The sequence below is a fragment of the Paenibacillus hamazuiensis genome, from assembly GCF_023276405.1.
GTDB lineage: Bacteria > Bacillota > Bacilli > Paenibacillales > NBRC-103111 > Paenibacillus_AF > Paenibacillus_AF hamazuiensis.
In genome coordinates this window covers 7295303-7322278 of sequence record NZ_JALRMO010000001.1, presented here as the reverse complement: position 1 = coordinate 7322278, position 26976 = coordinate 7295303, and the positions used below count along the sequence as shown (strand labels likewise).

The window sequence follows — 26976 nt, the reverse complement described above, 5'->3', positions numbered from 1 at the left end:
GGAAAAACCGGATACAATGGCAATAACAGTATGTGCAGTTTTCGCATAAGAAAAGGAGTTGCTCTCTTGCAATACGATGTGATTGTAATCGGCGGCGGGCCGTCCGGCCTGATGGCGTGTATTGCCGCAAGCGCCCACGGCGCCAAGGTGCTGCTCGTCGACAAGGGCGACAAGCTCGGCCGCAAGCTCGGCATTTCCGGCGGAGGCCGGTGCAACGTGACAAACGCCAAGGAGCTGGACGAGCTCGTCAGGCACATCCCCGGCAACGGCCGGTTTCTGTACAGCGCGCTTGCTGCGTTCAGCAACCGCGACATCATCGACTTCTTCGAGGGAATGGGCATACCCTTGAAGGAGGAAGACCGCGGCCGGATGTTCCCGGTCAGCGACAAGGCGAAAACGGTCGTCGACGCGCTCGTCGGACGCGTTCGCGCCCAAGGCGTCGCGATCCGCGTGAACAGTCCGGTCCGGCGCGTGCTGTTTGGCAGCGGCCGCACCGCGGGCGTCGAGCTGGCCGGAGGCGAGCGGGTGCACAGCCGCTGCGTCATCGTCGCGAGCGGAGGCAAAAGCGTGCCGCATACCGGCTCGACCGGCGACGGCTACGCCTGGGCGGAAGCGGCCGGGCATACGATCACCGAGCTGTATCCGACGGAGGTGCCGGTTACCTCGAACGAGCCGTTCATCCGCAGCAAGGAGCTGCAAGGACTCAGCCTGCGCGATATCGAGCTGTCGGTGTGGGACCCGAAAGGCAAGCGGGTGATCACCCACGAGGGAGACATGCTGTTTACGCATTTCGGCATCTCCGGCCCGGCGGTGCTGCGCTGCAGCCAATTCGTCGTCAAGACGATGAAAAAATTCGATGTGAAACGGGTCCGCATGACGGTCGATCTCTTCCCCGGCAAAGGCGCGGACGAGATCTTCAAGGAAACGTTGAAGCTTGCCGAAAGCGAGCCGAAGAAGCATATCCGCAACGTGCTGAAGAGCTATGTACCCGACCGGCTGCTGCCGCTTTTGCTGCAAAAGGCCGGTTTGCGCGATGACATTACCTTCGCCAACATTCCGAAGCAGCCGTGGCTTGAGATGGTCAAGCTGCTGAAGGAGTTCCCTATCGAGGCGAACGGGACGCTGTCGATTGAAGAAGCGTTTGTGACCGGCGGCGGCGTCAATTTGAAAGAAATCGATCCGAAGACGATGCAGTCGAAACTGACCGGCGGGCTGTTCTTTTGCGGGGAAATTCTCGACGTGCACGGCTATACGGGCGGATACAACATTACCGCCGCGTTTACGACCGGGTATACGGCGGGGAAAAACGCGGCGGAAGCTGCGCTCGAAATTGAGGGGCAAATGTAGCTTTTCTTTTACGCTGAATACAGGAGGGGGCTTCCACGTGGGCAGGCTGCAGATGGGAATGTGGAACGGCTTTCAGCCGGAGTTTTGGCAAAAGTACGAAAGCCCGCTGCTTGGCGGCATTGAGGCGTCGCAGTTTCCATGTGAGGACAACCTGCCGGAAATCTCGCGTTTTTGTCAAATGCGGGGGCTCCGTTTCGGCGTTCATACGCCGATATTGGCGCAAAGCTTCTACTCGCTGCCGAGGGTGAGTGCCAAGGACCGCGGAGAGCGGAAGGAAGCGTTGGAACGCATCGGGCGGGAAGCGCAGCTCGCCGCCCGGTACGGTGCGGATTATATTTTGTTTCATTTTCCGTTTCCGTCCGTGTTCCCTTCCGTTCAGGAACCGGCGTATCTCGCCGGGATGCCTGCGTTCGAGAGGTATGAAAGCCGCGAGATCGAACCGGGCTTTTTACGGGATTGCGGCGAGCGGCTGCTGGACGCAATCGCGGAGATTCAGCTTCGTACCGGGCAGCGGATCGTGCTGGAATACGACTTTTTCGGGGACGAATGGGAGCTGTTCGACGAACTGTTCGGACGTTACCCCGATGTCGGGCTTGTTGCCGATTTGCAAAGACTGGACGTGCACCGGCGGGTGTTTCCGGAATTCGACCCTTACCGCTGGCTCGAGCAGACACTCCCGCATCTGTACGTGGTGCACCACAGCAATACCCGGTTTGAAGACGGCAAATGGCACCGCCATCTCCCGGTGCTGCCGGAGCATGACGCTGCACCGGATTACGGCGATGCTTTCGCATATATGCGGTTTATCGCGGAAAGCCGTCCGGAGGTGCATGTGACGTTCGAGCACAATCCGGCGCTTGTGAGCCGCGAAGAGCTGCAGCGCTGCTACGAGAGCGTTCATGCGCTGTGTGGCTAGTGTTACGCCAAAAGGGCTGCCCCTCGGCAGCCCTTCTTATGTTTCGCTTATATATTTTTGCGCATCAATGTCCCGCTCCGGCATCGTCAACGTGTTTCACATGACTGTGATTAAATGCGATAAACAACACGGACACGAGCACGAACGCAGCTCCGACAATAAACGGCACATGCGGGTTATACCACTCGGCCAGCTTGCCTGCCAAATAAGGAGCCACGGCGCCTCCGATGAAACGCAAAAAGCTGTAGGCGGCGGAAGCCGTCGAGCGCTCCACCGGGGCGGCGTTCATCACCGCGGTAGTAATGAGCGTGTTATTGTTGCCGAGCAAAGCGCCTGCGAAAATCACCGCAGCGATGACGACCCACTGCGTGGACGTCCAAATGCCCATCGCCGCGAGCACGAGCGCAAACAATACGAGCATGATGCACATCGATTTCACCGTGCCGAACTTTTGTTGAAGCTTCGGCGCCATAAAGACCGACGTCACGGCGAGCAGTATACCCCAGCCCAAAAAGACGAACCCTAATCCGTGCTCGTCCAAATCCATCACAAACGGCGAGTAGGCGAGCAGTGTAAAAAATCCGAAGTTGTACAGACAAGCGGTCAACCCGAAGACGACGAGCGAACGATGTTTCATCGCGCGGAACGGTTCGAGCAAAGACGTTTTCGCTCGCGCGCTCTGCGGGCTGCTTGAAGCCGGCATCGATATTATAAGCCCGATAAAGGCGATCACCATGAGCACCGCAACGCCGAGAAACGGGCCTCTCCACGATATGGCTCCGAGCCAGCCGCCGAGCAGCGGACCTACCGAAATCCCGAGCCCGATCGCCGCTTCATATAAAATGATCGCCCGCGCCGTGCCGCTCTTCGACAAAGATACGATCGCGGTTAAAGCCGTTGCGACAAACAGTGCGTTTCCGAGCCCCCACCCGCCCCGAAGGCCGACGAGCGCGGTGATATTGTTCGAAAATCCCCCGAGAGCCGAAAATACGGCAATGATCACGATGCCGGCAAGCAGCGTACGTTTGATCCCGAGCCGGGAGGAAATCGCACCGGTGATCAGCATGGCGACAGCCATGACGGCGTTATAACTGGTGAACAGCAAGGTTACCTGGCTTTGCGACGCATTTAATTTTTTGGCGATGGCCGGCAGGATCGGATCCACCAGCCCGAGCCCCATAAATGCGATGATGCACGCGAAAAAAACAGCCCACACCGCGCGGGGCTGTTTAAGCAGGCCGGCTTCCCCTTCTTTCGGGTAAGCAGCCTTTGATGCTGCAGATTGCGAAATGGATGACATGTACGGTTCTCCTTTGCATTTGATTTATAACAGCGATTTAAAAGAATGCCTGATGATATCCCCGCGGCTAATAACGCCAACGAGCACCCCGTTTCGCTCAACAGGCAATTTTTTGATCTGTTTTTTTCCCAGGATGGCGGCAATATCCTCGACTTCATCGTCCCATGCGGCGGTAATCACTTTTTTCACCGCTACTTCCATTACGTTCAGGTCGAGCAGCTTCCTCGTTCTTTCTTCGAAATCGTCCTCATCGCCTTTGAAAACCACGACGAAGTAAAGCGAATCGACAATCAAATCCTTATGCTTCCCGATATAACGCATAATATCCCCGTCGCTGATATAAGCGACGATTTCATTCCGCTCGTTGATCACGGGAAGACCGCTGATCCGATGACGGATAAATTTCTCAATGACGGTGCGCACCGTATCGCTTTCCTTCACTTTGTGTACCTGGCTGATCATGATTTCATGTGCTTTCATCGAAAAACACCTCCAGCCCGATTTTCCAAACATCACAACAAGTTGTATAATGAAACTATCTAATTGCATTATACAACTATCTGCGACGGCGCACAATACGTTTTGCCGGCAGCTGTGCCTATAATTTCAAATAGACCGGGCATATGTTACCATAATCGTAGAAAATCAGGCTGCACCCGAGGTGATCGACATATGAAAGAACCTTCGCTGGAAACGATCGAGCTGGAGATGGCGATTTTGTTTCGCCGGATCACATCGATTACGGATAATAAGCGGTACGGGAATTTGGACCGCTCCGCCTATTTGCTTCTGCATCAAATCTCATCCCACGGCTCCGCCGGGGTCAAAACGTTAGCGGACGAATTCCATCTGGACATCTCCACCGTCAGCCGGCAAGCCGCGGCTCTCGAGGCTAAAGGTTACGTGTACCGAATCCCCGATCCGACCGACGGGAGAGCTTATTCCCTGCAAATTACCGAGCTTGGCGCCCGGGAGCTGCGCGAGTGCAAGGAGGCGCGTTTGGCGCGGTTTGCGGAGCTGCTGAAAAACTGGTCCGAAGATGAATGCCGCACTTTCGGGCAGCTCCTGGAGAAGTTTAATCGGACATTTCTGTGATAAGATCCCCCTAAACAAGATGACCGAGCGTCACAATGGGGAATGAAAATGGGCGCCACCGTCTATTTTCCCATCAAATCCCCCCGACGGGGGGACCCCAAGCTTCCGTAGCCGGCTCTGCTCCGCAAAGCCCTTAAGCTGCCCCAAACGCCCTGAACCCGCCCGGTTTAAGGGACTGCTCGCTTCTAGTTCGCGTCTGCCCAAGCATAGGATTTTGGCGCTGCCCGCCAAAATCCTATGCTTGGGCACGCTGTACGTTTGGTGCGATGGCATGGGAGCTGATGAGTGCCTCGGGCTCGCGGCTATCTGCCATGGTTTTGCTGGCGTAAAACCTATGGCAGACACGCTCTGCTTTAGACGGATCGGAAATAAACTTCATAGGGTACATGCGTAACGGTTGCTGATGAGCTTATTGGAGCCATATTGGTGATTTCAGAACGGTAACGGTCGCCAGAGTGCTTATTTGTGAACTTTCCTCGTTTTGAGGGATACAAGATGGGTGATAAGCTCTGCCACAACCGTTACAATTTAAAAACGACGTTTTTGAGCCAAGTAAGCTCAGCAGCAACCGTTACCTGCCCGTATACATGACGCTCATGCCATGAAGCAAATAAACTTTTAAAAGCAAAAAAGACTGCCCCGCGGCAGCCGTTTCAAGTCGATTCCGTATACGGTTCGATATGCACATGCACGTTGGCGATCCGGTGAGCTTCGCCCATGCGCCGCTCGATCGCGTCGCTGATGTCGTGGCTTTGCTCCACGTTCAGCTCGGGGCTGACCTCGACCACAACGTCGATGAGCACGACGCTGCCGTGAGCGCGCGCCCGCAGATCCTTGATGCGCCTCACGCCGGGCACGGCGCCGATCGTCTTGCGGTACACGGCCAGCTTGTCTTCGTCGAAGCCGTCGGTCAGCGTATGCGAAGCTTCGTAGAAAATATCCCACGCCGTCTTGCATATGACGAGGCCGACCGCAAAGGCGGCCACCGGATCGAGCCACGGCCAGCCGAATTGCGCCCCGGCGATGCCGACGGCTGCTCCGACGCTGACGAAGGCGTCGGAGCGATTGTCCGCAGCGGCGGCAAGCAACGCGTGGTTGTTGATCTTCTCGGCGAGCCGCCGATTGTACATATAGATGCCGTACATGAAGACGGCACTCATGAGCGCAACCAAAGCCGCGAGCGGATTCGGCGCCGGAGCTTCACCGCCCAGCACGCCCCGCGCCGCTTGCAGCAGCACCTGCAGACCGGCCGCCATCATCAGGAACGAAGCGATCATCGACGCGATTGTTTCCGCGCGCATATGCCCGTACGGATGGTTGCGGTCGGGCGGCTTGCGCGATATTTTCAGGCCGATCAGCACGGCCAATGAAACGACGATATCGGACGTATTGTTGATTCCGTCCGCCGTTAAAGCTTCGGATTTCGTCCAGTAGCCGATGCCGATTTTGAGAACCGAGAGCAGTAAATATGCGCCGATGCTGACCCATGCTCCGCGTTCTCCTTGCTTGATATTGTCGTAAAGCTCCACAGGCGCCCCTCCTTCGGCAGGTCTCCCAAAATCTCATTCATCATACCAGACGGTCCGAGGGTGGGTCTAGAGAAACAGTTTTTTCCCCGCCAACAAAAATAAGCTCAGGGCAACATTGTTTGTTCCGGTTAAATCCGGATGCAGCAAAAAGGCGCTTCCCCGGCAAGCGACAAGGAAAAGCGCCATCTTCAATTTACATGCGGATTCCGGCGGAAAAATGGTCGTAATCGTCGTTCGACGGATCCATGCGGCCGTCTTCTTCCTGATACGGCGTCGTTTGCGCCGCTGCGTTGTAGACCTCGGAGTCCGCATACCCTTCCGGCCAATCCTCGTTCACCACATGCGCCGGAATCGCGATGCCTCCCAGGCCGTACGCCATGTCGTAGGTCGCCGCTTCGCTCGGCGCATCCTCGTGTTCGATCAGCTTGCCGCCATACGCCTGCGCGATTTCAAGCGCGGAAGTCAGATCGCATTCGTCCAAAATCAGATGCACTATCGGCTTGCCGCCGCCTTCGTGCAGATCGGCCCGGTAGCCAAGCTCTTCCAGCGTATCGAGCGCGAGCTGCGCCTGCTTCGCCTGATCGAATTGAAAATGAATAGGAGCCGCGTTCATGCCAGTCCGTCCTTTCTGAAGTCCAAAGGGATACATGGGATCTGGTTTAGCTTTTTCCAAATCGGCGAAGGTTATTCGGGGCGTTTAAGCCCCTGCGTGCACAATGACGCTTTCGCCCAGCGGAAATGTATCGTATAAAAATTACATACAAGCGCTCTGTCGTTCTAATTGCAGAATTGGAGATTGCACAAGCACTATCGTCATCCCCTGTAAGATTAGCTCATCAAATGTAGCAAATATTTTAGGAACAGCCAAAGGGAATACGGAAACAGTATAACTTAATACAGTTTCCGAATGTTTGTCTCACGCCTTAACACGTTGCCATGTTCGAAACGCTTGTAAGTTCAATCACATTCCGGGGAAAAACAAACTATACATGATGCCGGATACTCTTTCAGGGGCGATGAAGTTTCCTGCTAGCGTACTCATTGATCCGCATTATGCCGAAAGTGGATGGAGCACAATCTGAAACATTTATGCCGTATGATTGAACAGCAGAAATGGGAAGATTACCTTTAAAAAGAAATCCCCCCTCTAACGACAAAAAGAAGCTCGGAATGGGTGAAATACATTCTTTGGAAGTAAGCCAAAACAAACTTATCTCGAAAGATTTTTCACCGGTTAACTACGCTTAACTTGGTTAGGCTCGCATAAAAAACGAAACCCGTACGGTGGGCGTTTTTTTCAAAAAGTCCACTTTCCGGGTTAAGGTTCAATCCTCTTTTAGAAGGTATACTACTCTATTTTTCTAAGAGTTCAAAAGAGTTAGTTTCGAATTTACTTGGAAATTCAATAGAAATAAATTCTAGAGTATCAATTACCTCTTTTTTATCGTAAAGTGTTGATTTAAGAACAACCCCCGTTTCATTATCAACCAAGAATTCTTGGGTCGTTCCCAATTTTGATCCCTTAAGATCAACTTTTATTTGTGTAACACTACGATCTAAATAACTAAGTTTATCTGAAATGGATATATCCCCTGACCTGAATACACTCTGAACAAGTAATTCGGGATGGATAAGTTCATTAATATTGCCAATGGGTAGAAATGTCCCATTATAATCTGGTACTATTGCATTTTCATTTTCAAGCTTATTTTTTGGTTTCATCTCTTTCATTGGTTTGGATTTTTTTATTGTATTATCTTTTTCTTTTGTTTGAACATCTTGACCATCATTAACAGATGTAATTATTTCATTCGGTACATTGATATTTGGAGTGTATATTACTTTAAAGTTATTTGGTTGAGAAATCCATACTTCTGTTTTCGACTTTTTTCCATTTTGAGTTCTAAGAACAGTCCCATGAAGGTTTTTATAATTGGCATTTGCCTTTAGGATTTTGTTTTTTACAATAGGGATTTCGTTGATCGTTTCTTTAGAATTAACAAAGTTTGGAACACTTGAATTGTTTGCTTTTGATATGTTTATAAAATAACCTGAATATGCACCCGCAACTCCTACACATAGGCCAAGACTTGCTATTAAAATAATTTTTTTCATTACAAATAGCCTCCTATTAATTAACGAATTTCACTTCGTCGAAACCAACTATACCCGAGTTTACCTCAGATGTTCCAAGGGCAATACTTTGTCCTCCACCTGGCTTAACATAGTGGCTACCCAAGAAGTACCAGATATTTATATACGATCTCTGATTTACATTAAACGCGAAGTTATTACCATCACCATCCCAAACATAATATACAACACTTGCTGAGGAGTTACAGCTAGGTATGTAAACATAGAAGTCATCTACTCCCGACCCCGTCGGATTCAGATACCATAAACCTGAACTTGAATAATGAACAGATCCATCTTGATCAACATATTGCATTTTGCCATCGTACCCGCAACTACTACTAGTCCTTAAAATACCTTTACTCGACCAGCCTGTTCCACCATCATACACAATGACTGTGCTAGCTGCATATGCTGCAATAGAGCTTCCCAGAAAAATACAAATCATCATAAAAGCAGTTAAAATTTTTCTACCTAATGATTTCATTTGCCGTAACCTCCTAAAAAATAATAGACAATGCAATCGCGCGCGATAAAGCAATTATATCCCAATATTGTAATACACACAATAATTTTTCCATTTTTTAATATAATAGGATGTTAATTCAGTTAATTCCAAGAAAGCAAGTGTGCGTAATGCTAGCGTGCTGCACCATGACGGTCCGGCTGCTTACGTCGTCGATGCGCGACCTAGACAGGACGCCGCCTCTGTTCTGCATCCAGTCTTTTCGCCATGGCCGTTGTCGCTACTTCTCCTTCTCCCGTATGCTCCACGAAAAGCGTCTGACCTATTGCGTAACTACTTGCACCGTAGCTACGCTGACCCTCCGCGTGCAGCTGAACGCTATGATGAGTGAAGCTGGCACAGATCGCAAAATTAATGTAGTATTTAGTATAGACTTGAATAATCTTTAACCAGGCTAAAGAATTTGGGAATTGAATCTTGAAAAAGACAGGCCTCATTCTCCAGCATCTGCACTAAACATCGCTTAACATGAGGGCTGACCCCATCTCGGGGCGTGTCCATCGCATACTCCATGGGCAATCGGGCGACATAGGCATACATCCCGTTTCTGGGCCGATCGTCAACCTCCCAGGTTACCGTGCCGGCAAATCGGACTTGAACCGCCTCCGGAGCCAAGCCCGTTTCCTCCGCAATTTCGCGCAAAACACCTTCCATCGGGCTTTCGTCGGCCTCCAGCTTGCCGCCTACTCCGCTCCACATACCCATCTGCGGCGCATTGCTGCGGTTCAGCATAAGCACCTGTTCGCCCCGGCAAATAAAACAGATCGTATAAGTTAACAGAGCCATCTCCTCTTTCCGCGTCCAAATCTGCAGCTTGCGCCAAGTCATCAGACGCCACCGACCGAAAAAAGTTTCTCCCGGCCGACAATCCGCAAATGAAAATTTTCAGCTATTTTTAAGCTTATATTCAAGTACAATTCATCCTAATGAATTACAATTAAGAAAAGCATTTGCTGGAAACAGCACATTTCGTTTGCTGACTCCCGGATTCAGGAACGGGCACATTCTCCTGTGCGACCGGCCGAATCCATTTTCGATATACTCCCCTCCTCCCCGGAGATGGCCCATTCAGCATGACTCTTTTGCGGGGCAAAGCAAAAAGAGTGGCCGCTCTCTTTCTCATCGCGATCCCGGCGATTAAGGAGTGGATCGGGACGGAGCGCCGGCGCGCCGCACAGACAGCCGGCTTTTCCATGCCGTCCGCCAGCCCCCATTCAGTCCTCCGCTGTAATTTGACTCGCCCTATTTTTTCCTTTAAGATTTGATTAATGTGGTGAATTAATCATTGACACTTGAGGCATGATATGCCATTATAGAAAAAAGACACTTTACCGCTTAAAAGCTTAAAAGCCACAAAGTCAAAAAAGGCATATCGAACAAATGGAGCCTGAAGGGAGCAAGCGCAATTATGGTAAGGGAACATCACAGCATTTTGGATTGTACGATTCGCGACGGGGGTTTGGTGAACAACTGGGATTTTAGCGTCCAATTCGTAAAGGACATGTATGATGGCCTAAGCGGAGCCGGCGTTGAATATATGGAGATCGGGTATAAAAATTCGGCTAAACTGCTGAAAGGAGCCGAGGCCGGCCCTTGGCGCTTCCTTAACGAAGACTTCCTGAAGGAAGTCATTCCGAAGAAGACGGATACGAAGCTGTCTGCGCTCGTTGACATCGGCCGCGTGGATGAGAACGACATCCTGCCCCGTGAAAACAGCCTGCTCGATCTGATCCGCGTCGCCTGCTACATTAAAGACGTAGACAAGGCGCTCGAGCTCGTGCAAAAGTTCCACGGATACGGCTACGAAACTTCCATCAACATCATGGCTTTGTCCCATGTGATGGAGAACGAACTGTCCGAGGCTCTCGAGGAAATCAACAAAAGCCCGGTGGACGTCGTTTACATCGTCGACTCCTACGGCAGCATGGATTACCGGGATATCGACTACCTCGTGTCCAAGTTCCAGCGTCTCGTGCCGGACAAACAGCTTGGCCTCCACATGCACAACAACATGCAGCAGGCTTTCTCAAACACGCTGATCGGCGCGCACAAAGGCGTGAAGTTCCTTGACTCTTCCGTTTACGGCATGGGCCGCGCAGCCGGCAACTGCCCGACCGAGCTGCTCGTCAGCAACCTGAAGAATCCGAGATACGATATTCGTCCGGTTCTGGGCATTATCGAAAACCATATGATCGCGATGAGAGAAAAATGGGAATGGGGTTACATCATTCCTTACATGATCGCCGGTGCCTTAAACGAGCATCCGCGTGCGGCCATGGCGCTTCGCAGCGGCGCGGATAAAGACAAATTCGTCGAGTTTTACGACAAGCTGACTTCTCCGGAAGCGATGCCGACCAATCATCACTCCGATTAATGAATTGCCGAAAGAGCCATTCCCGAAGGGCTGATTTCAGTCCGGGGAATGGCTCTTTTTTACGTCGGCCTCAGCTTAAATATTTGGCGATCCCGCTTTTGTAGGCGTCCTTCGGCCGGAGGCCGACCCATTTTTCCATTGGCTGCCCGTCCTTGAACAAAATGACCGTCGGCATCGACATAACGCCGAATTGTCCTGCCATTTGCGGCGAATCGTCGCAGTCGACCTGCATAATCGTCACTTTATCGCCGATCTCACGCTCCAGATCGCTCAAGATCGGAAGCAGCACCTTGCACGGCGGACACCATTTGGCCCCAAAATCGACCAAGGCAACCCCTTCGGAAGGGATGCTTGCACTAAAATTTTCATCGGAAATTTGTTTGATGCTCATGGCCTGTTCCTCCTTATTCCGCGATTTGCGGATTTTCTTCATAAATGGAACGCATCCGTTCCTCCAAATTGCTCTTGATTTCCGTCAGCTGATGGATTTGACGCTCAAGCTCCTCCAGCTTTTTCTTGTAAACGGGAACGATTTCCCGGCAAAACGCCTCCTTGTTCATCAGCACACAGTGCAGGAAGCTCGAAATTTGCTCTGTGGTGAGCCCCAGGCCGAGATAAAACCGGATCATATGGACCTGCTCTTCAGCCAGATTGTGATATTCGCGATAACCGTTTTCCTGCCGGACCGACGTTAACAGCCCCTGCTCCTCGTAATAACGCAGCATGCGGATGCTGACCCCGGTTCGTTTGGACAATTCCCCAATTTTCAAGCGGTGCACCCCTTTGGTTATTGTCTTATCGTCATTATAAACCCTTACATTAATGTGAGGGTCAAATCTTTTTTTTCATTTTGCCCGAGAAAAATGTATCGAAAATATGGTACGATGTAATTGTAACTCTTTTTTGGGGATTTGAGGAAATTGGATGGAAGGCGGTTAAGAGGATGGGATACATTGAGGAATTGAGGGAAATCGTCGGTCACAGGCCGCTTATTTTTGTAGGGTCGGTCGTTATCATCAAGGATTCGCAAGGCCGCATATTAATGCAGCAAAGGAGGCATCCTTACGGAACGTGGGGATTGCCGGGCGGACTTATGGAGCTTGGGGAATCGACCGAAGATACAGCTCGCAGGGAGGTGCTGGAGGAAACCGGCCTCTCGATCGGCGAGCTTCATTTGATCGATGTCTTTTCGGGAAAAGACAATTTTGTCGTAGCGGAGAACGGCGATGAATTTTATGCTGTGGTGATCGCTTATTGGACTGATGACGTAAGGGGCAAGCTCATCAACGACGAGAAGGAGTCGCTCGGGTGCGCCTTCATGCAGGTGAACAAGCTTCCCGATACGGTCGTCAAAAGCCACAAGCGTATTATTGAGCGATACCTCGCAAAGCAAACTTAAGTTCTTTTTTGGAGAACGGGTTCTGATTATGTTAAAATCGGACCGAGGTGACCCTATGGACGAGCACAATTTGGAAAAACGCACCTTGGAGAGGGCCGCGATTCGGCTGTTCGTCAATCTTTACAATTTGCGCAGCCGTCCGAAACTTCGCCTCTTGTACCAGCAGGAAAAACCGGATGCCGTTCTCGAGGATGAAAAGCGGCGCAAGCTCGGCATGGAAATTACGCATCTGTTTTATGACCAGCAGGAAGCGATGATGCTGATGGGGCGATTTTCGGGACAACACGCGCCGGAGTCGATGGAGCATCTCGTCGGCCGGTTGAACGAGCTTATACGCCGCAAGGAAGAGAAGAAGAAGTCGTATATGCCGGATTTTCCGATTTCGCTGCTGATCCGCAATACTTCGCCGGTGTTCGGTTTGACGGAATTCATGAAATCCCGGGAGCTGATTTACGAGCCGAAGGGCGTATTTCAGGATATATGGTTTTTGACTCATGACGGATCGGCCGACTGGTTTCTGCTTCATTTGAACGAATTGAAGGGGTAACCCGCAGAAGGCGAATATGGCGTTTATTCCGGGAAAGGGGGCCTGCGGATGGCGGTATTATCTTACACGGAGCCGAAGCGGCTGCTTAATCCGGCCGGCGGTTATTTGACCGGCTACAGCCATACGCTGAATCCGTATGCAGGCTGCGCTTTCGCCTGCGCCTACTGCTATGTGCGGGAAATGCCGATCGGCAAGTTTCGCCGCGAGCCTTGGGGCGCGTGGGTCGATGTGAAACGAGGCGCGGCGGAGCTGCTGCGCAAGGAACTGCGCCGCGAAGGGCGCAAAGGTCCGCTCACCATCTTCATGTCGTCGAGCACGGACCCATACCAGCCGGCGGAATATAAGGAGCAGGTGACCCGGACGCTGCTTGAGGTCATGGCGGACGAGCCACCCGCCTTCCTGTTCGTGCAGACGCGCAGTCCGCTCGTGACGCGCGATATCGATCTGCTGCAGCGGCTGGAAGGCCGCGTCCGCGTCAGCATGACCGTCGAAACCGACCTTGAGTCGGTTAGACGCGTCTTTGCGCCGGCGGCGCCGCCGATTGCGGCTCGCCTGCGGGCGCTGCGGCAGCTCGCCGCTGCCGGCATCGACGTGCAGGCGGCTGTTTCGCCGCTTCTGCCATGCACCGCCGGCTTCGCGGAGCTGCTCGCCGGCATCGTGCCGCGCGTATGCATCGACGATTATTTCCGCGGCGACGGCAGCCTCGGCAAGCGCACGGGCCGGCTCGGGCTTGCCGCGCTCTACGAGCGGCTCGGGCAGGCCGATTGGTACGGCCCGGACGCGTTTGATCGCGTCGTAGAGCAGTTCCGGCTGCATTTTCCGGAGGAGCGCATCGGGCTGAGTCAAGAGGGGTTTATGCCGTGAGGCCCCCCCTAATTCGTACGGAGTGCCCCCCTAAATCCCCCCACTGGGGGGACCCCAGGCGCTCGGGCGCCCTGGACCCGCCCGAAGGAGCGAATGCTCGCTGCTAGTTCGCGTTTGTCCGGCATCGATTTTTTGCTATTCAGGCAAAAAATTGGATGCCGGACACGCTTTACTGGGGAGCGGTGCCTTTGGAGGGGTTACGTGCCCCTTGCCCGCGTTTGTTCGGCACGATTCGGCTATCGCCGAATTGGTGCCGAACACGCTTAACTACGGATTCGGCGCATGTGGAAGCTTTCAAGCGTCTAAAATTTCCCCCGACACCAAAAACACTCCCGCGGCGGCCTTTTGTCCGCACGGGAGTGTTTTGGTTAGTAGAAGATTTCTTCGTGCACAAGCTCAATGCCTGCAAGGACAACCGATTGCTCAACGCGCTCGTAGCGGCCGTTTTTCAGGCTGTATATGTCGATTGTTTCGTTGTAGGGGTGGACGATCCAATATTCAGGTACGCCGTATTGCTCGTACAGGTTATATTTTTTTACCAAATCGCGTTCGACGTTTTTCTTGCCCGGTGAAACGATCTCCACGACGAGATCGGGGGCGCCATAAATGCCTTTGGTGGGAACGACGATATGAAGATTCTTCTGCCTAATAAAAGTGATATCCGGCATGACAAAATCTTTGTTGGAAAGATCGGCATGGAGGTATACCGCGGCGTTGGAGCCATAGGTTTTACCTAATTTACGATCGTAAACAAAGTTGGATACAATTCGACCCAAATTCATTCCGAGCGATTCATGCTCCGGGCTCCCCGGCGTCATCATGACAACTTCACCGTCCCATACCTCGAATATCTCATCTGTTTCCAATTCGTAGGCCATCGCTATCACCTCTTTCACTATTATATCATAAATTAAGCAGCACCCTCCCATTACTTCCCTACCCCTACTCCACCGAACAAAAAAAAAGACCTGCCCGCTGAGCTTGTCCGCCCTCGTACAGATCTTTTGATCGCCTATTTCGGTTTTACCAACCCATAATGGCATCAATCATCGGCTTGGTCACGCCGCCGGGATACATCACGTACAGCAGCACGTAAACAACGACACCCGTTGGAGCGGTCAGCAGCCAAATGACGGCGGTCCAGCGACCGATCCGCTTATGTTTGGCGAAGCGCTTATTAAACGCATGAAGCAATGTGACGATGCCGAACACCGCGGCCACCGTGGCCAGCACGATGTGGAAAAACAGGAAAATATGATACGCCAGCTTAATATTTTCAGGGCCTCCAAAGGAAGTATTCCCGACAAAAATCGTTCTGGACATATAAATGATGAAAAAGATCAGCGCAAACGCGGCTCCCCACAACATCAGCTTCTGATGAGTCTCCCTGTTGCCTTTAACGATATGGTACCAGCCGAAGCCGACCAGCACGGCGCTGATCACAATAAACGTCGTACTCAGAAAAGGTAGCACCTGCATTCGTATCCCACCTACGCTTTTAGTTTAAGCCTGGTTTAGCTTGCCGGAAGAAGAAACGAATGCCTCGCCCTGCTGTTCGAACAACTCTTCCTCTTCATCCTGTTTGCGCTCAAGCCGGTACCACCGGAAGAAGCAGTGAGCCAATGCCGCGACGTAGACAAACTCTTGAACGATTTTCATGATGACGCCGCCAAGCTGCTGATCGTCAATTGCCGACATGATCATCATGTCGCTCGGAACGTTGGCATACATCTCGTACATCACTTCGTCGGCAAAAATAATGAGCGCACACGCAGGCGTAAGCAAAATTCCGTTCAGGAAAATATATCCCATTTTTTTTAACCCGGACATGTTCGTGTACTCGGGCAGCGTTCCGAAGATCGGGAACCACATCTGAAAAGCAGAAATCAAAAACAGCGTATTATAGGCCAAAAGATAACCTTCGTTTTCCATCAAATAATTCATCACAACCGGGATGTGATAAAACGAAAAGACCAGGTTAAACACAAACAGCGACAGCAGCGGGTGGGTCCATACTTTCATCAGCCAATCCGCCACACGGTGACGGAATAACGGACGAAGCAGCCAGCCGGGAGTACCCATCAGCAATAAAGGCGGAGCGATCAAGTAAAGCAGCGACTGTTGAAGCATATGTGCACTGAAGCTGTAATGGTGCCCGTAATAGCTGAGAGGGCTCCCTACTGCCGCATAGATGCACAACAAACCGGTCAAAAAATAAAACTTGTGCGTCGCCGGTACCTCTGCGGACTCCGTAATGCTGTGACGCCACGAACCGACCGCCATCAAGTATAAAATAGCAATGATGACAAGAAGCAGGATCATGCCCGGACTCCATAAATCGGCCCAGGAAGCTCCGCCCGTATGATTCAGGTGCTCTGCGTGAGCCAGCTGCAACATGATATATTCCCCTTTCCTTTATAAAAATGTGACCCCGGCGAAAATCGGACTCCTGCCGTCAAATTGTGATGACTTTGTGAAAATTGGCTCATACCGATGCAAAAAGGAGGAGCTTTTCGCTGAACAAAAAGCCCCTTCCTCCAAGCCTTTTAACCAAGCCATCCGGCCTTAAAGCATTTTGACATTACCACCATAACCACCAAACGGCCATAGCCACAGCAGTGAGCGCGATAAAAAATCCTGCTGCGATGCCAATGATGGCATACCCATGCCCTTTATCCTTCATGTGCATCCAGTAGAACAATTGGAACAAAGCCTGGATGATCGCAAGACCGGTCATAAACCAGTAGATGAACGCTTTGTCCAAACCGCCGTACAATACGGCGGCAAAAGCGAGCATCGTCAGCACGATCGATACGATGTACGTTAAATAATGGTTGCGCGGGCCTTCTTCATGATGTCTCTGCCCGTCAACGCTTGTATGCTGCTGGCTCGCCATCTCAGTGCCCCACCTTCCCCATAAGATAAACAACCGTAAAGATGAACACCCATACTACGTCGATAAAGTGCCAGTACAGCCCGGCAACATAGTATTTGGGAGCGGTAACGAGAGTCAAACCTTTTTTGAAGCTTTGAATAATGAGCAGCGAAATCCATAAAACCCCGAACAAGACGTGGCCTCCGTGGAAGCCGACCAACGTATAAAAAGAAGTAGCGAAAGCGCTGCTTGTAAACTTATGTCCTTCATGCACGTACGTGATAAACTCTTCAACTTCGAGTACCAAGAAAGCGAGGCCCAGAAGCACCGTGATGATCATCCACATATTCAAGGACTTCAGATTTCCTTTGTGCAGCGCCATTGTTCCAAACACGCTGGTCAAGGAACTCGTGAGCAAAATGAATGTCGACCATGCGACCGTACCGATTTCAAACAGCTCTTGAGCTGTCGGGCCTTCCGGCACCTGATTGCGAAGTGCGATAAACGAAGCGAACAAACATCCGAACAAAACGCATTCGCCGCCAAGGAACAACCAGAAGCCGGTTACTTTGTTTTTTCCTTCAAGTGTTGCCGTCTCCGGATGATGCGGGAGCGCACCGTGATGTGCTTGTGCCATTAGGATTTAACCCCCTTGTCTTCGAGCTCCTCCGGTTCGATATGGAAACCGTGGTCGTCGTACACCGATCTCAGGAACATGGACAGGAACAATAGGGCCATGCCGCCGATCGCAACGACGTAGTGGTGATACATGAAACCGTAACCCGCGATAAAGAATCCGACCGAGAACACAAACGGCAAAATCGATGGCGACGGCATATGAATCGGGCCGATCGGCTCAGCCGGCGTCATCTCTTTGTTGCCGGCCATTTTTTCCTTGAAGAATGCATCCAGTCCGCGAACAAGCGGAGTTTGCTTAAAGTTGTATTCCGGCGGCGGCGACGGAATCGTCCACTCCAGAGTACGCGCATCCCACGGGTCGGCCGGAGCGTTTTGCGGCTTCGCCGATGTGGCGATGATGTTGATCAAGAACACGATCGTACCGAGTCCCATTCCGAAGGCGCCGATCGTACTGATAAAGTTGCCTACGTCCAGATCTTGACCCGGCAGGTAAGTAAATACCCTTCTCGGCATCCCCATAAGTCCGAGGAAGTGCTGAGGAAAGAAAGTCAGGTGGAAGCCGATAAAGAACAACCAGAAATGCCATTTGCCCAAAGTTTCGCTCAGCATGCGGCCGAACATTTTCGGCCACCAGTAGTACATACCGGCGAACAAGCCGAATACGAGACCGCCGACGATAACGTAGTGGAAGTGAGCGACAACGAAATAGGAATCGTGATATTGGAAGTCCGCTGCCGGAACCGCAAGCATTACACCTGTCGTACCGCCCATAACGAACGTCGGGATGAAGGCGCTGCCCCACAGATTCGCAGTAACGAACCGAATTTGTCCGCCCCACATCGTAAACAGCCAGTTAAAGATTTTAACCCCTGTCGGTACGGCGATCGCCATCGTGGCGATACCGAAAATCGAGTTGGCGACAGGACCGATACCGTCCGTAAACATATGGTGAACCCAAACCATGAAGCCAAGGAACCCGATCAGCGCCGTTGCAAATACCATCGAGCTGTAGCCGAACAGACGCTTGCTCGAGAACGTGCTCACCACGTCGGAGATAATGCCGAACGCCGGCAAAATCAGGATGTATACTTCGGGGTGACCGAAGATCCAGAACAAATGCTGCCAAAGCATCGGGTTACCGCCGCGGCTTACATCGAAGAACGCTCCGCCGAAGATGCGGTCGAACGTCAACTCGACAAGACCGACGGTAATGACCGGGAACGCGAACAAGATAAGTCCGGATGTGATAAAAGAAGCCCAGGTGAACATCGGCATTCTCATATATGTCATGCCCGGAGCGCGCATGTTGATGATCGTAACCAGGAAGTTGATACCGCCGATCAGCGTACCGAGACCGGCAATCTGCAGACCGATTACATAGAAGTCAACGCCATGGAACGTGCTGTTCGGATCCTGCAGCGACGCCAGCGGGGAATAAGCCGTCCAGCCCGCCGCAGGTGCGCCTCCGAGAAACCAGCTTGTATTCAGCAGCACGCCGCCGAAGAAAAAGAGCCAAAATCCCAGTGCGTTTACAAAAGGAAACGCAACGTCGCGCGCACCGATCTGAAGCGGAACAACCGCATTCATAAAAGCGAAGATCAGCGGCATCGCGGCCAGAAAAATCATCGTAGTACCGTGCATCGTTGTAAGCTGGTTAAACGTATCGCCGACGAAAATGTGCTGGTCGGGATACATCAATTGAATCCGGATCAGAATCGCTTCCAGACCGCCAAACAGGAAGAAAATCCCCCCTGCCACCAAGTACAGGATGGCGATTTTCTTATGGTCTACGGTGGTCAACCAATCCATGAGCCCGGTGTATCGTTTTACAGTGTGTGAGTGTGCCAACGTGTTTACCTCCTTTTTCCGAAATGGCCGTTACTTGAGCGTATCCAGGTATTTGATAATGGAATTGATTTGATCGTCCTTAAGCGTAGCGCCGAAAGAAGGCATTTTATTGCCCGGCTTTTGCGATTGCGGATCCTTAATCCATTTTTGCAGGCTTTCGTCCGTATGCGGCAAGATGCCGGCCACCATCGTGCGGGAAGCGAATCCGTTCAAGTTAGGTCCTGCGCCGAGCCCTGTCGGAGTTACAGCGTGACAAGCCATGCAGTTGTCCTTGAACAGCTGCTCGCCTTGCTTCGCTTCGGCAGGCACCGTGATTGGCGTTTTCATTTTGTTGACCCATTTGTCAAAGTCGGATTGTTCCATCGAGATCACTTTAAAATCCATCAAGGCGTGAGAAGCGCCGCAAAGCTCGGCACACTTGCCTTTAAACACGTCCACTTCGTCCGCTTGCAGGTAAAGCACGTTCGTGTTGCTTCCCGGGTTCGTGTCGATCTTGCCGCCCAGGGAGGGCACCCAGAACGAGTGAAGCACGTCGGCGGAAGTAAGCTCAAACGCAATTTTTTTGCCTTTCGGGATAACCAGATCCTGAGCGGTTGCGATGCCGAGATCCGGGTACTCGAATTGCCACCAGAACGCATGTGCCGTTACTTTGACATGAACGGCATCCTTGTCGTTTTTCGGGTTTTCAGACAGCTTGAATGTATAAGCAACCGTTGGAACGGCCAGCACGACAAGCAGCACGATCGGAATAACCGTCCATATAATTTCCAGTACATGACTGCCTTCGACCTGCTTCGGGACCGTGTTGTCGCCTTTCTTTTTGCGATACCGGAGCAAGACGTATATGTAGATCACGAACACGACGAGTACCACAAGAATCATGATACCCAAGGAAAGCTTCATCAAAAACAGCTGATCCCGAGCGACGGGTCCTCTCGGCTTCAAGGTGGATAGCGTATCGTCTCCACACCCTGTCAAAAGGAACATCATCACCGAAAACAGCGGGATGAAACGCCATAATTTTTGCCAACGACTCATTCTCATACCCCACCTTACAGACCTGATATTTTTCGAACAAAAAGGTCATATCTTGTCAATGAACCTAATCACCATATTAACTATAAATTCGGTCATTCCGTTTGTCAATGAATCTGGGAAAGTTCACAAATTGTTCTCAATCCCGCATTTCTGCGTGATTTTTCTCATTGCAGCGGAAAGAACCTATCAAGGTTATTTCCATATAAATGCCTTTTTATGCACCGTTTGGACAACCCCGGGCATGCATAATCCCTCTCTGAAAAAACAATCCTAACGAATAACGCGGAAAAGTTCACGTCAGCGCCTGTCTAAAAGGAGGGTCCTTATGCGTTTCACTCAAAGCGGATTGCGCTTAGCGACTGCCGGATTATGTCTCGCCATGCTCGCCGCATTGTCTGGCTGCTTCCCGACCAAAGACGGTCTGAGCGCCGATAATTACGGCAGCAAAAAAGACGATACCGTCCAAAATTCCTCCCGGGCTTACCAAACCCAGCAGCAATATTCCCCGGTCATTCATAACTACAGCAAGCTGGAGATGAGCCAGTTTTTGTCCGATCAGGTTCAAGCCTTAAACGGCGTCAATTCCAGCATCGTCATGCTGGCGGACAACATTGCCTTCGTCGCGCTGATGATCGACGATACGGCCAGCGGAACTTACGGCTACACCCCCAAAAACCCCGCATCAGGGAAGCAGGGCGGATACTCGGGTGAAACGAACAACGCCGGTATCGTCAGAGGGCTGTACAATGCAAACGATCCGCTAAGGGACAGCTACGATCCGAACCAGATCAATCCCGGCGCGAACAGCTACGAAACGGTGCAGCACCACGAATTTTTGACACATAACTTCAAGCAAAAAATAGCCGAGAAAATCCGCTCGGCACAGCCGACCGTCCATGACGTGTATATTTCGGCCAACCGCGATTTCCTTAACCAGATGACGAGATATGCGCAGGAAGCATGGAAAGGCAATTCACTGCAGGGTTATTTGCCGGAGTTTAATGCGACGGTGACGAAAATTTTCGGAACGGCGCCGACCATACCGGAAAACGAGCACTAGGTTTTGCGGCTTGGCCTAACGGCTTAAGCCGAACGACGCAGGCGTACGGAGATCGGACCCGGTCCCTCGCGCCTGTCTTTTTTTCGCGCGATCCTGTAAAATGAAAGTTACCTTCAGTCAGAAAGATCAAACATGGGAGCTATATAATATGAAGCAAAAATTTTTATCGCTCGGCATTCGCACCGCTTTCGCGCAGACGCTGCAGGCCGAAGGCATCACGGAGCCGACGCCTGTTCAAGAGCAGGCTATTCCGGTCATCATGGGCAATCATGACGTTATCGTTCAAGCGCAGACGGGCACTGGCAAAACGCTTGCGTTTTTGCTGCCGATTCTTGAACGAATCGACGTTGCGCGTCCGGACGTGCAAGCGCTGATTTTGACACCGACAAGGGAGCTTGCCATTCAAATTACGGACGAATTGAAAAAGCTGGCCCCTGTCGCGGGTGCCGGGGTGCTTGCCGCGTACGGAGGCCAGGATGTCGAGCGGCAAATCCGCAAGCTGGCCGGCGCCATACATATCGTGGTCGGCACGCCCGGGAGAGTGCTTGACCATCTGAAAAGAGGCTCCGTCCATTTCGGCAAGCTGTCGGCCCTTGTGCTCGACGAGGCGGATCAAATGCTGCACATGGGTTTTATGGCCGAAGTCGAACAAATCATCGGAACAACGTCCGGACGCAGGCAGACGATGCTGTTCTCCGCCACAATGCCGGCCGGGGTACGCAATCTGGCCAAGCGGTACATGAAGCAGCCGCGGGAGATTTTGATTCCCGGGACACGCGTCACGCTGGAGGAAATCGAGCAGATGGTCGTGCGCACGCCCGAGGCGGCCAAAACCGAAGCGCTCTGCGGGCTTATCGAGCGGCACAATCCGTTTTTGGCTCTGGTGTTTTGCCGCACCCGTGCGGAAGCGGCCGCTTTAACCGGCACCTTGATCCGTCGCGGCTTCGAAGCGGATGAACTGCACGGCGACCTGACGCAGGCGAAACGCGAGCAGGTGATGAAGCGGTTCCGCGACGCGAAAATCCAACTGCTCGTCGCCACCGATATCGCGGCGCGCGGGCTCGACGTGGAAGGCATTACCCACGTGTACAGCTACGACATTCCGCACGATGCGGAAACTTACATTCATCGGATCGGGCGTACCGGCAGGGCCGGCGAGACCGGCGTTGCCGTCACTTTGATGTCGGACCGCGAACAGCGGTATTTGGACTTGATTGAAAAAGGCATCAAAATGAAGCTGAACAAAGTCCGCTGGAACGGGGAGGACGCTCCGGCGGAGCCGGATCGGGAGCGCGGCAGGCAGCCGGGCGGAGGTGTCCGGACGGGCGCCCGCGACGCGGCTGGCGCGCGCGGGCGCAATGGGCACGGCCGGCGCGGAGCAGCGCGGTTCGATGGCGCGGGACGCGGGGCCGGCGCAGCAGCGCGGGATGCGCGCGCAGGACGCGGAGGCGGCGCGGCAGCGCGGGATGCACGCGCAGGACGCGGCAACGGCGCGGCAGCGCGGGATGCACGCGCAGGACGCGGCAACGGCGCAGCAGCGCGGGATGCACGCGCGGGACGCGACAACGGCGCAGCAGCGCGGGATGCACGCGCGGGACGCGGCAACGGCGCAGGCCGGGGCGGAGCAGCCAAACCCGAGCGGGGCCGGGGACGGAGAAGGTAAGTTTGCCGCCGAAGGGCGCAATTGCCGCTTGCGATCGCTGCGGTACGGGGCGATCCTTCGGCTTCTTTTGGAAGCAAAAACGCTGTAAGCCCAGTTGCTTGTATTATCCGAGGCTTTTCATCCGCAATAAGTAAAAATAAGCGTAAAAAATGGCATTATCGCAGCCGATTCTTTGAGAAATGATGTTTTCCCGCGGTAATTAAACAAGCAATTGGGATTATGCCGCCGCTCAAAGTAGAAACGGTAAAAAATAATCCCATTTTTTACGATTATTATCGTTATAATGACGGGTGTTAGCTGCGCGAAGGGTTCGTCCCTTTTTATACAAAAGCTTATCTTTACCTCTTCCGGCAAACCATGTAAAATACTTCATATAGGCTCCGGACACAGCACGCCTGTTCGATTTTTTCACTTTTGGTTACGCTTACCTCTTTTCCGGACCTATGTGAACTTTCCCGCTCCGCCGCCCCTTGATTTTTCTCGTCATCCAACCGCTGTTTCGGTCACAGGTCGCATGTTATCCGGCATTCCAAAATCCTTATTCAACCATAGGAGGGATTCGATGTACGAGCTGAAGGACAAAGAGACTATATTTGTTTTTACCGGTCCGAACGGGGCCGGCCGCAGAACTGTCGCCGATATGGCAGGAAATACGTTAGGCGTTAAACAGGTACTCTCGTATACGACCAGACCTCCCCGTCCGGCTGAAGTGAATGGGCAGGATTATCATTTCATCTCCGGCGAACAGTTCGTGGAAGCAGTGCGCCGGAACGAATTTTTGGAAGTGATCGAAATCGACGGCTACATGTACGGCATCAAGGACAAAGACGTGGAAGACATGCTTAGGGAAAACGGCGCGGTTTACCTTGTGCTCAATCGGCACGGCGCCGATATTTTGAAACGCCTGTATGGCGACAACGTCGTGCGCATCTGCGTATACGCCGATCGCGAAACGATCCTGGAAAGGCAGAAGGAACGCGGAGACTCTGCGCTGATGATCGAGAGGTACATGTCTCATTTTGACGAGGAGATGGCTTATCGTGCCGAATGCGAGCATGCCTTTGAAAATATCGATCTTGCGCATACGATTTTTGATTTGACGAAAACGTTGGACAGCTATTTGAACCGCAATCTGCTTGATCTGGATTAAAACGCTTGTAGCTGCCGTAGGACACATATTGGACATACAAATCAAACAACCAGCGGAGGAAGAGGCTGGTTGTTTTTCATTTATAGAGCCAAAGGCTTCGCTCCTTTGTTAAGCGATGCCGGGAAATGGTAAAATGAAATAATAACCGCTGATCCGCCTGCCGATTGTATGCGGTTCGCGGTTTTCAGGCAATCCCAGAAGCAATCGCCGAGGAGGGTACCACCATGCACATCCTTTCGATAGAACCGACGCCCAGTCCGAATACGATGAAAGTCAACGTCGACGAAAAGCTGCCGGACGGCATGCGGGCCACCTATACGCCGGAGACGGCGGCAGCCGCGCCGGAGTCGATCCGGCGGCTGCTGGCTATTTCCGGCGTGAAGAGCATTTACCGCGCCGCCGATTTCATCGCCGTAGACCGGGAGCCGAAGGGCGACTGGCAGGCGATTCTTGCCCAGGTGCGCGAAGCGCTGGGCGGAGATGCTGCGGCGGACGGGGAGGCCGCCCCGCCTGCCGCAGCGTCTGAAGCAGCGCCTTACGGCGAAGTAAAGGTGCTGCTTCAGACGTTCCGCGGCATCCCGCTTCAGGTGCGGGTGAACGCGGGCACCGAGCAGCTCCGCGCGGCGCTGCCGGAGCGCTTCAACGAGGCGGCGGTCCGGGCTGCAGCGGCCGCGCCGAATTTGATCAAGGAGCGCCAGCTCGAGGAGCTCGGCGTCCGCTATGGAGAGCTGCGCGACGTGCTGGACGCCGTCGTGCAGGAAATCGACGCCGCGTACGACGAGCCGCGGCTGGAAGAGCTCGTCCGGGCGGCCATGGCAATGGCGCCCGGGGAGCCGGCGGCTGCGCCGCCCGAGCGGCGCGAGCTGTCCGCGGACGAAGTCGCGGCCCGCTTCGCGAGCGGCGATTGGAAGGTGCGCTATGCGGCACTGCAGCAAATGCGGCCGAGCGCGGATAAACTGCCGCTGCTGGCCAAAGCTGTCGCCGACGAGAACGTGTCCGTTCGGCGGCTGGCGACGGTGTACCTCGGGGACTTAAAGTCCCCCGAGGCGCTGCCCTACCTGTACCGCGCCCTCGAGGACGAGTCGGTAGCGGTACGGCGAACCGCCGGCGATACGTTGTCCGATCTCGGCGACCCGGCGGCCATCCCCGCGATGATCCGCGCGCTCGCCGACCGCAGCAAAATTGTGCGCTGGCGCGCCGCACGCTTCTTGTACGAGGTCGGCGACGAAAGCGCCGTCCCCGCCCTGCGGGCCGCCGAGGACGATCCGGAATTTGAAGTGCGCATGCAGGTGAAAATGGCGCTGGAACGCATCGAAGGCGGCCATGAAGCCGAAGGTTCGGTATGGCAGCAAATGACCCGGCGCGACCGCTCGAAGTGAAGGCGCGTGTGTGGCGTTAAAGGCAAAACGAAAAATCGGTCTTTCCGGGACGCGCCCAGCCAAGCTGGGCGCGTCCTCGCTTCACGGCCGTTATTTAAACAAATTTTCCTTTTTTCGAATAAAGGTACTGGCGTTCGCTAAACTCGGAAAAACGAGCAGTTCGGCCCGACTTCCCTCTACCTGCCCGGCGATCCGATCCGCGCCTCCCGTTCCGGAAGCGCCGGCTTGTCATGTGCATCCCGCAGCGTCTCCCCCACTGCGAGCACCTTCAAGCACTCACCGGCTAGTCCGCGGCGGTTCCATTCGGCGTAAAGCCGGTCGAGCGCTTCCTTCGGCGTATCGTCCGCCAGCCGAAAAGCGCCGTAATGCATCGGAATCATGACGCCGCCGCGGACATCGATAAACGCCTGTACCGCTTCTTCCGGATTTACGTGCTGCTTCGACATAAACCACTCCGGCTCATAAGCCCCTATCGGCATCAGTACATAGCGGGGAGAGAATTTTTCGCCGATCAGCCCGAAGCCCCGAAAATAACCGCTGTCTCCGGCAAAATAAATCGAATCGTCGCTTTCCGCGTTTATGATCATCCACCCGCCCCAATGGGAGCGGTTCGTATCCCAAAGCGTCCTCCGCGTCCAGTGCTGGGCCGGAACAAAATGAAACTCCACCGCCCCTATCCGCATGGAGGCCCACCACTCCAACTCGGCGATCCGGCCGAAGCCCTTCTTCCGCAGCACCTCCGCCAGCCCCGATGGGACAAGCAGCATCGGCTCCGAAATCGATCTCTTACGCAGCTTATGCAAAGTGGGCAAGTCCATGTGGTCGTAATGCCCATGCGATAGCAAGATGATATCGATCTCCGGAAGCTCTTCCAAAGCAAGTCCCGGCGGGGCCAACCTTCCGGCAAATCCCATCCGCTGCGCCCATACCGGATCGGTCAATATATTGAGCCCACCGATTTGCAGCAAAAAGCTGGAATGTCCGATCCACGTCAGCGACGTTTCGGTACGGTTGCTTTGCAGCCACCCGGTCTGCTTATGTTCGCAAAGAGGCACTTGAAAGGAAAGATCCTTCTGTTTGGCCCTTCTTTCCTTTTGCCAAGCGATCAACTCGCTGAAAGACTTTAAAGTCGATACATCATCCAAATTGCTGTACGTACGCCGCAACCTGACCCTCTCCTTCCGATGCGCCATGCTCTTTATATCTGTTATGTCCCTACGCATCCGCGCTGAAAACGTTCCAACTATTTTAGAGAGGTAAGCGAAGAACAAAAAGGAGCAGGAGTTTTCACACG

General features: G+C 53.1%; 28 protein-coding genes. 11 read left to right on the top strand and 17 right to left on the bottom strand.

The window, feature by feature from the left end; genetic code table 11:
* Positions 1-66: 66 nt before the first annotated feature.
* Positions 67-1347, top strand: a complete 1281-nt coding sequence (locus MYS68_RS32205; RefSeq protein ID WP_248929705.1) for a BaiN/RdsA family NAD(P)/FAD-dependent oxidoreductase — start codon at positions 67-69, stop codon at positions 1345-1347.
* 37 nt (positions 1348-1384) lie between these two features.
* Entirely contained in the window at positions 1385-2263 is an 879-nt protein-coding gene (locus MYS68_RS32200; RefSeq protein WP_248929704.1) for a TIM barrel protein, read from the top strand.
* A gap of 64 nt (positions 2264-2327) precedes the next feature.
* On the opposite strand, the gene MYS68_RS32195 is transcribed toward MYS68_RS32200, so the two are convergent.
* Positions 2328-3563 (bottom strand): MFS transporter, encoded by a 1236-nt coding sequence (locus MYS68_RS32195; RefSeq protein ID WP_248929703.1) that lies wholly within the window; start codon positions 3561-3563, stop codon positions 2328-2330.
* Between the two features lie 24 nt (positions 3564-3587).
* Positions 3588-4043 (bottom strand): CBS domain-containing protein, encoded by a 456-nt coding sequence (locus tag MYS68_RS32190; RefSeq protein ID WP_248929702.1) that lies wholly within the window; start codon positions 4041-4043, stop codon positions 3588-3590.
* Positions 4044-4235: 192 nt separating this feature from the next.
* Here MYS68_RS32190 and MYS68_RS32185 point away from each other — a divergent pair, with 192 nt between their 5' ends.
* On the top strand, positions 4236-4658 hold the full coding sequence (locus MYS68_RS32185) for a MarR family winged helix-turn-helix transcriptional regulator (RefSeq protein ID WP_248929701.1): 423 nt from the start codon (positions 4236-4238) through the stop codon (positions 4656-4658).
* 653 nt (positions 4659-5311) lie between these two features.
* Here MYS68_RS32185 and MYS68_RS32180 read toward each other — a convergent pair.
* The 5 genes from MYS68_RS32180 to MYS68_RS32160 form a co-directional block, all read right to left on the bottom strand.
* Positions 5312-6187 (bottom strand): cation diffusion facilitator family transporter, encoded by an 876-nt coding sequence (locus tag MYS68_RS32180; protein WP_248929700.1) that lies wholly within the window; start codon positions 6185-6187, stop codon positions 5312-5314.
* A gap of 193 nt (positions 6188-6380) precedes the next feature.
* Positions 6381-6800 (bottom strand): hypothetical protein, encoded by a 420-nt coding sequence (locus tag MYS68_RS32175; protein ID WP_248929699.1) that lies wholly within the window; start codon positions 6798-6800, stop codon positions 6381-6383.
* 740 nt (positions 6801-7540) lie between these two features.
* The gene (locus tag MYS68_RS32170; protein WP_248929698.1) at positions 7541-8302 is read right to left on the bottom strand and encodes a hypothetical protein; all 762 of its coding nucleotides are present in this window, start codon (positions 8300-8302) and stop codon (positions 7541-7543) included.
* Between the two features lie 16 nt (positions 8303-8318).
* A complete protein-coding gene (locus tag MYS68_RS32165; RefSeq protein ID WP_248929697.1) occupies positions 8319-8807 on the bottom strand; it encodes a golvesin C-terminal-like domain-containing protein in 489 nt (162 codons plus the stop codon).
* A gap of 402 nt (positions 8808-9209) precedes the next feature.
* Complete coding sequence (locus MYS68_RS32160; RefSeq protein ID WP_248929696.1) at positions 9210-9674, bottom strand: NUDIX hydrolase; 465 nt, start codon at positions 9672-9674, stop codon at positions 9210-9212.
* A gap of 580 nt (positions 9675-10254) precedes the next feature.
* Here MYS68_RS32160 and MYS68_RS32155 point away from each other — a divergent pair.
* A complete protein-coding gene (locus tag MYS68_RS32155) occupies positions 10255-11220 on the top strand; it encodes an aldolase catalytic domain-containing protein (protein WP_248929695.1) in 966 nt (321 codons plus the stop codon).
* A 70-nt stretch (positions 11221-11290) separates the two neighbouring features.
* Here MYS68_RS32155 and MYS68_RS32150 read toward each other — a convergent pair whose 3' ends face one another.
* Together MYS68_RS32150 and MYS68_RS32145 are read right to left on the bottom strand one after the other, a co-directional pair.
* Positions 11291-11611 carry a thioredoxin family protein gene (locus MYS68_RS32150; RefSeq protein WP_248929694.1) on the bottom strand — a complete coding sequence of 107 codons (321 nt, stop codon included), beginning with the start codon at positions 11609-11611 and terminating at the stop codon, positions 11291-11293.
* A gap of 13 nt (positions 11612-11624) precedes the next feature.
* Positions 11625-11990, bottom strand: a complete 366-nt coding sequence (locus MYS68_RS32145; protein ID WP_248929693.1) for a MerR family transcriptional regulator — start codon at positions 11988-11990, stop codon at positions 11625-11627.
* A 173-nt stretch (positions 11991-12163) separates the two neighbouring features.
* Between MYS68_RS32145 and MYS68_RS32140 the strand changes: the two genes are divergently transcribed.
* Genes MYS68_RS32140 through MYS68_RS32130 form a run of 3 tightly spaced genes read left to right on the top strand, consistent with a single transcriptional unit; the run spans position 12164 to position 14030 of the window.
* The gene (locus MYS68_RS32140) at positions 12164-12619 is read left to right on the top strand and encodes an NUDIX hydrolase (RefSeq protein ID WP_248929692.1); all 456 of its coding nucleotides are present in this window, start codon (positions 12164-12166) and stop codon (positions 12617-12619) included.
* A gap of 55 nt (positions 12620-12674) precedes the next feature.
* Positions 12675-13166 (top strand): hypothetical protein, encoded by a 492-nt coding sequence (locus MYS68_RS32135; RefSeq protein WP_248929691.1) that lies wholly within the window; start codon positions 12675-12677, stop codon positions 13164-13166.
* A gap of 48 nt (positions 13167-13214) precedes the next feature.
* Positions 13215-14030 carry an SPL family radical SAM protein gene (locus MYS68_RS32130; RefSeq protein ID WP_248929690.1) on the top strand — a complete coding sequence of 272 codons (816 nt, stop codon included), beginning with the start codon at positions 13215-13217 and terminating at the stop codon, positions 14028-14030.
* Between the two features lie 368 nt (positions 14031-14398).
* Here MYS68_RS32130 and MYS68_RS32125 read toward each other — a convergent pair whose 3' ends face one another.
* The 7 genes from MYS68_RS32125 to coxB all read right to left on the bottom strand — a co-directional run bounded on the left by MYS68_RS32125 (position 14399) and on the right by coxB (position 20430).
* Positions 14399-14908: a Uma2 family endonuclease gene (locus MYS68_RS32125; RefSeq protein WP_248929689.1), complete on the bottom strand. Its 510-nt coding sequence runs from the start codon at positions 14906-14908 to the stop codon at positions 14399-14401.
* A 145-nt stretch (positions 14909-15053) separates the two neighbouring features.
* On the bottom strand, positions 15054-15509 hold the full coding sequence (locus MYS68_RS32120) for a DUF420 domain-containing protein (protein WP_248929688.1): 456 nt from the start codon (positions 15507-15509) through the stop codon (positions 15054-15056).
* 24 nt (positions 15510-15533) lie between these two features.
* Complete coding sequence (locus MYS68_RS32115) at positions 15534-16427, bottom strand: cytochrome c oxidase assembly protein (protein WP_248929687.1); 894 nt, start codon at positions 16425-16427, stop codon at positions 15534-15536.
* A gap of 184 nt (positions 16428-16611) precedes the next feature.
* Positions 16612-16926 carry a cytochrome C oxidase subunit IV family protein gene (locus MYS68_RS32110; protein ID WP_248929686.1) on the bottom strand — a complete coding sequence of 105 codons (315 nt, stop codon included), beginning with the start codon at positions 16924-16926 and terminating at the stop codon, positions 16612-16614.
* Position 16927: 1 nt separating this feature from the next.
* On the bottom strand, positions 16928-17542 hold the full coding sequence (locus tag MYS68_RS32105) for a cytochrome (ubi)quinol oxidase subunit III (protein ID WP_248929685.1): 615 nt from the start codon (positions 17540-17542) through the stop codon (positions 16928-16930).
* Positions 17542-19353: a cytochrome c oxidase subunit I gene (gene ctaD, locus MYS68_RS32100; protein ID WP_248931081.1), complete on the bottom strand. Its 1812-nt coding sequence runs from the start codon at positions 19351-19353 to the stop codon at positions 17542-17544. The genes MYS68_RS32105 and ctaD overlap by 1 nt, the downstream gene beginning before the upstream one ends.
* A 69-nt stretch (positions 19354-19422) precedes the next feature.
* Complete coding sequence (coxB, locus tag MYS68_RS32095) at positions 19423-20430, bottom strand: cytochrome c oxidase subunit II (protein ID WP_248929684.1); 1008 nt, start codon at positions 20428-20430, stop codon at positions 19423-19425.
* 325 nt (positions 20431-20755) lie between these two features.
* On the opposite strand from coxB, the gene MYS68_RS32090 reads away from it, so the two are divergent.
* The 4 genes from MYS68_RS32090 (at position 20756) to MYS68_RS32075 (ending at position 25682) form a co-directional block, all read left to right on the top strand.
* On the top strand, positions 20756-21490 hold the full coding sequence (locus tag MYS68_RS32090; protein WP_248929683.1) for a YhcN/YlaJ family sporulation lipoprotein: 735 nt from the start codon (positions 20756-20758) through the stop codon (positions 21488-21490).
* A 148-nt stretch (positions 21491-21638) separates the two neighbouring features.
* Positions 21639-23153 (top strand): DEAD/DEAH box helicase, encoded by a 1515-nt coding sequence (locus tag MYS68_RS32085; RefSeq protein WP_248929682.1) that lies wholly within the window; start codon positions 21639-21641, stop codon positions 23151-23153.
* A 562-nt stretch (positions 23154-23715) separates the two neighbouring features.
* The gene (locus MYS68_RS32080) at positions 23716-24303 is read left to right on the top strand and encodes a guanylate kinase (protein ID WP_248929681.1); all 588 of its coding nucleotides are present in this window, start codon (positions 23716-23718) and stop codon (positions 24301-24303) included.
* 224 nt (positions 24304-24527) lie between these two features.
* Positions 24528-25682, top strand: coding sequence for a conserved virulence factor C family protein (locus MYS68_RS32075; protein ID WP_248929680.1), 1155 nt, complete (start codon positions 24528-24530; stop codon positions 25680-25682).
* Positions 25683-25858: 176 nt separating this feature from the next.
* Here MYS68_RS32075 and MYS68_RS32070 read toward each other — a convergent pair whose 3' ends face one another.
* Complete coding sequence (locus MYS68_RS32070) at positions 25859-26848, bottom strand: MBL fold metallo-hydrolase (protein WP_420852176.1); 990 nt, start codon at positions 26846-26848, stop codon at positions 25859-25861.
* Positions 26849-26976 lie beyond the last annotated feature (128 nt).